This window comes from Clostridium sp. UBA6640, assembly GCF_002455975.1.
Classification (GTDB): domain Bacteria; phylum Bacillota; class Clostridia; order Clostridiales; family Clostridiaceae; genus Clostridium_J.
The window spans coordinates 1,496-9,609 of sequence record NZ_DKLM01000156.1; the positions used below are offsets into that span (position 1 = coordinate 1,496).

General features: G+C 28.6%; 8 protein-coding genes. All 8 read left to right on the forward strand.

The window, feature by feature from the left end; genetic code table 11:
• Window positions 1-94: 94 nt before the first annotated feature.
• The 8 genes from B2W91_RS18080 (at window position 95) to B2W91_RS18115 (ending at window position 7,996) form a co-directional block, all read left to right on the forward strand.
• The gene (locus tag B2W91_RS18080; RefSeq protein WP_291583455.1) at window positions 95-856 is read left to right on the forward strand and encodes a DNRLRE domain-containing protein; all 762 of its coding nucleotides are present in this window, start codon (window positions 95-97) and stop codon (window positions 854-856) included.
• A gap of 153 nt (window positions 857-1,009) precedes the next feature.
• The gene (locus B2W91_RS18085; protein WP_291583457.1) at window positions 1,010-1,267 is read left to right on the forward strand and encodes a hypothetical protein; all 258 of its coding nucleotides are present in this window, start codon (window positions 1,010-1,012) and stop codon (window positions 1,265-1,267) included.
• Between the two features lie 385 nt (window positions 1,268-1,652).
• Window positions 1,653-1,904: a hypothetical protein gene (locus tag B2W91_RS18090; RefSeq protein WP_291583458.1), complete on the forward strand. Its 252-nt coding sequence runs from the start codon at window positions 1,653-1,655 to the stop codon at window positions 1,902-1,904.
• 205 nt (window positions 1,905-2,109) lie between these two features.
• The gene (locus B2W91_RS18095) at window positions 2,110-3,204 is read left to right on the forward strand and encodes a stalk domain-containing protein (protein ID WP_291583459.1); all 1,095 of its coding nucleotides are present in this window, start codon (window positions 2,110-2,112) and stop codon (window positions 3,202-3,204) included.
• 290 nt (window positions 3,205-3,494) lie between these two features.
• Window positions 3,495-4,094, forward strand: a complete 600-nt coding sequence (locus tag B2W91_RS18100) for a hypothetical protein (protein WP_291583460.1) — start codon at window positions 3,495-3,497, stop codon at window positions 4,092-4,094.
• 476 nt (window positions 4,095-4,570) lie between these two features.
• Window positions 4,571-5,299 (forward strand): GntR family transcriptional regulator, encoded by a 729-nt coding sequence (locus B2W91_RS18105; RefSeq protein WP_291583461.1) that lies wholly within the window; start codon window positions 4,571-4,573, stop codon window positions 5,297-5,299.
• 77 nt (window positions 5,300-5,376) lie between these two features.
• Window positions 5,377-6,546 carry an SIS domain-containing protein gene (locus B2W91_RS18110; protein WP_291583463.1) on the forward strand — a complete coding sequence of 390 codons (1,170 nt, stop codon included), beginning with the start codon at window positions 5,377-5,379 and terminating at the stop codon, window positions 6,544-6,546.
• Window positions 6,547-6,721: 175 nt separating this feature from the next.
• Complete coding sequence (locus tag B2W91_RS18115) at window positions 6,722-7,996, forward strand: ABC transporter substrate-binding protein (RefSeq protein ID WP_291583465.1); 1,275 nt, start codon at window positions 6,722-6,724, stop codon at window positions 7,994-7,996.
• Window positions 7,997-8,114 lie beyond the last annotated feature (118 nt).

Genomic DNA, 8,114 nt, shown 5'->3' on the forward strand with positions numbered 1-8,114 from the left:
TTTCACATTGTATCCCTATAAGTAGCCTTTTTTAAAAAGTTAACATATTCTATTATATATATGAAAAATAAATTATGTGAAAGAGGTGATATAAATGGCCTCTCTTATAATCCCAGGGGATAAAAGCATAACAATTTCAAATAAAACATGTTGTGCAATTAAAGATGACTTTATATTTATTGAGGATATTCATGGAAGTATTAATAAAAGCTATCTATTTTTTAATATAGACAGTATACCAGAGAATGCATTAATATCGTCAGCAGAACTTGTGTTGTTTAAAAGTTGTTCTGATATGCCTGTTAATAGTTTAATAAATATATATCCATTAAAAGATGATTTTAGCACTTGTACAACCTATAAAGTTCAACCACAAATATATGACTCTTATAAAAAGATTGGAGAGGTATCAATAAATAAAATATCAGTTGAAATTAATATAATGGATATTCTTATAGCGTGGCTTGATGGTACCATTATAAATAAAGGATTAGTTATTGAGGGAGAGGCAGGAATAACTCCTTTATTAAGTTTTGGATCCGCTTCTATTAGCAATAAATATTTAATGCCAATTTTAAGGATAGTATACAAGTACTCTTCTTGCAATGGCCAAGGTCAATATGCATATTTACCTGTAACTATAAACTATGCCGATTATGAAAATCCTGCGAGCTACGATGACAAATGTAGATTATTAATTGTTATAGTAGTGACTGTAGGAAGTAAAAAATATTACACTTCAAAAGAATATAATTATATACCAAGCCAAGGTAATGATGTAATAAATGTTGCTTATATACCACAAGAAGGCATAACACCTACAATAGAAATTGCATATTCTTATTATCATCTATAAAAATAAATTTTAGATGAAAAATTATGAAAAAGATTGAAATGATTAAAAAAGCTATTATAAAGACTATTTTCTTTAACTGTAACATGTTCTAGCTAAATTAATATAATAAAGTGTAGGAAATAATTATTTTGAAAAATAATAGGGGTGATTTTTATGGCATTTAGCTTTGGAAGTTTTCACACTATAACTATAGACACAGGTACTCTTACTGATCCAAATGGAACAGATTATACTTTGGTAGTTGCTGCACAAGTAACAGTTACACCAACAACAGGATCACCAGTAGTATATAATCTTTCACAAGAATATACTCAATTACCAACACCACCAATGACACTTGACGTAGCATATATACCAATAAAAGGTGCTACTGTAACTTCCGGTTATGATATTTCCTATGTTCTTAGCTAATTTTTATAATTAAATTTAATATAGAAATTTAAAAGACAAGCTACTGAAGAAAATAAGTAGTTTTATATTTTGTTATAAATTTTCTAAAAAAGAGTTGAAATAAAAAGGATTATTAGGAGCTATACCTAGTAATCCTTTCTTTCTATTCTATAAAAAGAAAACTTAAATAGTTGTAGAATAAGTAATATAGATTAGTAACCTTAACGTAGGATGTATTTAAATTTAACAGTTTTATATTTCTTGCTTCTATCAATTTGTTAAACATTAATATGAGATGTATTTAACTTCCGCAATATTAGGAACATTATATTCTTTATATCTTATAACATATTTTAGTGGTGGAATATTTGGAAGTAAGGATGGGATGGAACTTGCAGGGGCAGCTATGGCAACAGCTTTAGTGACACCTCATATGGTTTTAGTTGTGTTGGCAACAATATTTAATTGGGTAGGATATTTTTCAAACAAAAGAGGTTTTACACTCACAGGTGGTATTTTGTATTCTGTAGGTGGTGTTATTTTTATTATATATATCATCTTTGTTATTCCTTCAATAATATTAAGTTTTGTAGGTTATGCAAAATTAAAAGATATAATAAAAATAAATAATGCTGGGAAAACCACTAGTCAAGAGTAATAATATGTAAATACCTTGCAATTTTAATGGAAAATTATATTCGCAGAAAGAGTAAAAGCACTTATTTAAATAGGTGCTTTTTGTTATCTCTAAATAATTCATTATATATGGCAGTAAAAAATAATCGTCATCTAAAATATTATCTAACTTAGTAGACCCTTAAATAACATATTGGTATAATATAGTAAATAAGGGAGGGATTATGATGAAAGTAAAAATGAGAAAAATATTAGTTTTTTTAGTCATTACCATTTTTATTATTACACCAGTTTCTGCATTTGCAGGTACAAATAAAAAAGATATAAAAGTAACATTTAATAAAGCCAACGTTAAAGTCAATGGAGCTAGTTTTAATGGTAACAGAATGTTATATAATAATAAAATATATCTACCAATAAACAGTATTGCTGAGCTATTTAATATGAATGTTTACTATTATGGAAAAACTAAGACAACATATATAGGGCAGGTACCTGCTGGAGAAGTTCCCAAAAATGTTGTTGATTCTTGGAAAAATATCAAGCAGACAGATAAAACTACAAAAGAATCACTTATTTCGAAAGATTTAGCCAATATTAATGCTACTTTCAATAGTGGTAGCGTTAAAATTCATGGGAAGAAAATGAATACTAATAATATTCTTTACAATAATAATATTTTTATATCATTACAAGAGGTATGTGAAATACTAGAAACTAATTGTAACTATTATGAGCCAAATTCAACAACATATGTAGGAATGATTCCTCAAAATGAAGTTCCATATGATGTGTATAAAAAATGGTTTCCTTATAAAAAGGAAAAATTACAATCAAAACCTGCAACAGGAGAAATGGTAGGGTGGAAAAAACTTATAGGACATGAATATGAAAGTATCGCTGATATTTACTATAAGCTAGATGGAAGTATTTTAAACGTAGAGTTAAAAGATATAAGAAAAACAGATTTAAATAAAATTGTAGAATGGACAAATGATGATGGTATAAAAATACGTAATAGAGTAGGAGATATATACTCACTATTTAAATATTCTAATCAATATACAACAAAGTGGTTTAGAAATAAGTTTGGTAAGCTTTATGAAGATTGGATACTTGTGAGCACTATAAAAGCTGAAAACATAGTATCAGATTATTTACAAGAGACAGGACAAATTCCGAAACAAGATAATATAACATTAACTCCAGATGCTGAATATGAAATTATAGAGCCTGAGGAAGAGAAAATCAGTGCTGAAGAAATAATAAGGAATATAGAAAATTATACGAAAACTCAATCAGAATATAAAGTAAAAAATTAAGTTAGAAATGTATTTTAATAATAAAAGCACTTACATTGGTAGGTGTTTTTATTATATGTAAAAGCGAGGTGATAGTGAGGTAAATTATGCTAACTAAGCTTCCATAGATTTTAACGTCCTTAGAGATATACTTAGAGATGAAACAGCTTTTATATATGCTTCAATAGATTTGCATGAAGAAAAAGAAAAGAAATATTTTAAATAAAGTGAAAGAGAAAAAGGTAATGCTTGTTTAATAAGTTATGCTTTGCTATTATATAAATGAAATATTAGCAATGAAGGAGAGACATATGAAAAAAATAATAAGTATATTACTTATCATTACATTACTTTTTACAGTTAGTGCTTGTAAGCAAAAAACAGATTTAGAACTTCAAAAAAATAATGAGGTAGTAGAAGATAATAATGATAGTAAAAAAGAAGAAGATGTTAAAAAAGAAGAGGGTCCACAAATAAAAGAAATCAAAAAAGGTGAAGTAGTTAGTATAGATAATTACTGTGAATTAACAGTTAATGATACTAAGTTTGATAAAATAATAAGTCCACCGAATGCAAAAGGTGTTTATACTTGTTACGAGGTTGAAGGTGAAGGGAAAACACTTTTTGAATCTGTTATAAATGTAAAGAATCTTTTACCAGATGGAAAAATGGCAGATGAATTTTTATCAGTTAAAATTCTTTATAATAAATATGAATATGGTACATCTTCAATAATAGAATATGATGATGGATCAGATTTTACGTATACTAATATAACATCAATAGAACCATTAGGAAATGGAGTACTTCACTTTTTAGCAACAGTACCCAAAATTATGGAGAGCGATAATAAACCTTTAGCAATTATTATAAAAGCTAATAAGCAAGAGTTTAAATATAATATTAGATAAAAGTAATACATAATAAAAACACTTGCATTGGTAGGTGTTTTTATTATGCGTAAAGGTAAGGTGGTAGGGAGGAGATGTATGCTCACCATACCACCTATAGACTTAAAAGCTTTCTTAGTACACTTGCTAAAATGTCTAGGGAAGAAAGAGCTTTTATATATGCTAGCATTGATTTACATGTAAAGAGCGAAAAAAGCTACTAAAAAAGGGAGAAAGAGAAGATAGTATTGAATAATATGCCACTAATAATGAACTAGAAGGCTTAATAATAATTGTGGTGCAAGTACAGGATTTACTGTTATTTTGCCACTGTATGCAATAAAATTTTGTTTTTGAAATAAAAGGCATAATTATTAATAAAAGGCATAATTATTAATAAAATAAATTATTAAATTATATTGACAGTATATGAAAAATAATATAATATTTAAATAGGTGGTACGTACCAGTAATAAAAATAATTGTAGGTGGAAACTATGAAGAACATAAATAAAGAAAGCAGAATACCATTATATTATCAGTTGATAGATATCCTTATAGAAATGATGGACCATGGATACCTAAATGAAAATGATCAACTACCGTCAGAAAGAGAATTGTGTGAAACTTACAATGTTAGTAGATCTACTGTAAGACAAGCGATGCAAGAATTAGAAAGAGAAGGGTATGTATATAGAGAACATGGAAAGGGAACCTTTGTTTCGCCAAAAAAATTGAAACAAGATCTTTTAGAGTTTTATAGCTTTACTGATGAAATGAAAAAAATAGGAAAGAAACCATCATCACAAGTATTAGATTTTAAAACAATAGAATGTAATGATGAATTAGCAAAAAAGATGAACTTATTGTCAGGAGAAAAAGTTTATGTATTTACAAGATTAAGACTAGCTGATAATGAGCCAATGATGTTAGAAACAAGTTATGTACCTTGTAGCAGATTTCCAGGGCTTACAAAAGACCAGCTAGAAAAAGACGCAATGTATAATATATTTACGGAGAAATACAAAACAACCTTTACTTGTGCTGAGGAAACATTCCAGGCAGTGTTAGCCAGTGAAGAAGAAGCAGCAATACTAAAATATAAATCCGGATTGCCTGCAATGATGATAAAGAGAATAACATATGAAAATAATATAATTATTGAATATACAAAAGGTATTGCAAGAGGAGATAAATTTAAATACCATGTTTTATTAAAAAAATAAATTTTTTTAAGTTAACTGGTAATTACAACATGATGACATAATGACATCATGTTATTATGTGTTATGAGGGTGATGAAATGTTTGGATTTAATGAAGAAAAGTGGAAAGAATTGAATGGAATTAATACAGCTAAAGAAATATATCAACAACCAGAACTTTGGCTTAAAACATTAGAAATAATTGAAAGTAATAAAGATAATATCAACAATTTCATAGATGAAAGGCTTAGAAAAGAAAAGGTTAGAGTGATATTTACAGGAGCTGGTACCTCTGCCTATGTAGGGGAAGTAGTAATTCCTTATTTAAATAAAAGAAAGGAATATATTTTTGAAGCTATCCCTACGACGGATATAGTTTCTAATCCTGACTCATATTTTAAAAAGCATATTCCTACAATATTAGTATCTTTTGCCCGTTCAGGGGATAGTCCTGAAAGTGTTGCAGCTTATGACTTAGCTAATGAGTTAGTTGATGATATAAGTCATATATTTATTACATGCAATTCAAGAGGAAAATTAGCAAAAATGTCTGAGAAAAATAAAAATACTCTTTTACTACTTATGCCGGATAAATCTAATGATTTAGGATTTGCAATGACCAGCAGTTTCACCTGTATGACCATTGCAGCATCATTAATTTTTGATATGGAAAATCTTGAAGAAAATAAAAAACAGATATCTGAAATGTCCGCCATTGGCAGAAACATAATAGATGAGGGCTACAAAGAAGAAAAAGAATTATTAGATTATGATTATAAGAGAGTTGTATATTTGGGATCTAGCAGTTTCTTTGGAATTTCAAAAGAAAGCTCATTAAAGCTATTGGAATTAACTAGAGGACAAATTATATCTTTTAATGAAACAGTATTAGGTTTTAGACATGGTCCTAAATCTATTGTAGATGATAAAACTTTAATATTTTTATATGTATCCATAGATGATTATACGAGAAAGTATGATATGGATATGTTGAATGAAGTTTATAATAATGCTGGAGAACATAAAATAATTTCAATCACAAAGGAACATGATGAAGATGCCGAAAAGAATTCAAATCATCAGCTTTGTTTAAGTAAATGTCCAATTAAAATAGATAATGAAATTTATATATCATTGCTATATCTGCTTTATGCTCAGATATTTGCACTATTATACTCAGTAAAAGCTAATGTAGAGCCGGATAACCCTAATCCAAGCGGCATTGTCAATAGAGTGGTTAAGGGTGTATCAATTTATAGTTATGAATAGTAGCTATAAAAATATATTTAAATAGCGTAAGTCGATATATAGTAGTAAATTATAAAATGAAATTAGGAAGTCATTATTTCTTATTTAAAACTGTGTAACCTTTCATATATATTAAAAATTTTAAAAATAGTGTGAATAATTTTACACTATCATATATTTTAAGGGGGAAAATATTATGAAATTTAAAAGGATGGTTGGCACTATTCTCTCCGTAATTATAGTGACTATAATGCTTGCTGGATGCAGCGGAGAAACTAATGACAAAACTACTAGTAATGACGACAATGTAACTTTAACCTTTGGACTATGGGATAAGTATCAAGAACCAATACTTCGCGAAATAGCTAACAAATTTGAAGAACAGAACTCGAATATCAAAATTGATATTCAATTAACACCTTATGGCCAATATTGGACAAAACTAGAAGCTGCTGCTACTGGTGAAGTTCTTCCAGATATATTCTGGATAAATGGTCCCAATATAGTTAAATATGCATCAAATGGAATACTGTTACCTATTGATGATAAGGTGAAAGAAGATAATATGGACTTAAGTTTGTACCCAGAAAGCTTAGTAAAATTATATACTGTTGATGATAAGCTATATGGTATTCCAAAAGATTGGGATTTAACAGCGTTATGGTATAACAAGAAATTATTTGATGAGAAAGGCGTAGAATATCCAAATGAAAATTGGACATGGAATGATATGGTTGAAGCGGCTAGAAAATTAACGGACAAAGAAAAAGGCGTTTATGGAATAGCTGCAAGACCTGATACACAAGAAGGCCTTTATAACTCAATACCTCAGAGTGGTGGATTTATAATTTCAGAGGATAGAAAAAAATCAGGATATAGCTCTCCTGAAGCTATTGAAGGAACACAAATATGGATAGATCTTATAAAAGATGGATTATCACCTACTATAGAAGAAATGTCAGATACCTCCGAAATAGACATGTTTAAGGCTGAGAGACTAGCTATGGTTAACGCAGCTTCATGGGATGTACCTGTATTTATGGAAAATGAATTGATAAAAGATCATATTGATTTGACTGTAATGCCATTGATTAAAAAGCGTGCAGCAGTAATACATGGATTGAGTAATGTAATTTCTGCTAATACAAAGTATCCTAAAGAAGCTTGGGAGTTTGTGAAATTCCTTGGAGGTAAAGAAGCAAATGACATTTCGGCAAAGTCAGGAGTGGTTATTCCTGCACGTATGGATGTATTAGATATATGGAAAGATACTTATCCTAACCTAAATCTTCAAGCATATGTTGATGGACTGAACTATTCAATAATCTATCCAGTGTCAAAAAACACACCAAAATGGAATGATATTGAACTCAAATATATTAAGGAAATGTGGTCTGGAAAAATATCCGTTGAAGAAGGATTGAAAAAAATCGGTGAGGAAATGGACGAAGCACTTCAGCAAGAAAAGTAGGATAAAAAATAATATTGGTGTAGCTATAGGGTTCATTAATGAAAATTTAACTTATACAGGATTTTAATTTCCATAACAAAAAATCTTTTTTATGAATGAAAAATTAAGAATGAAAGAT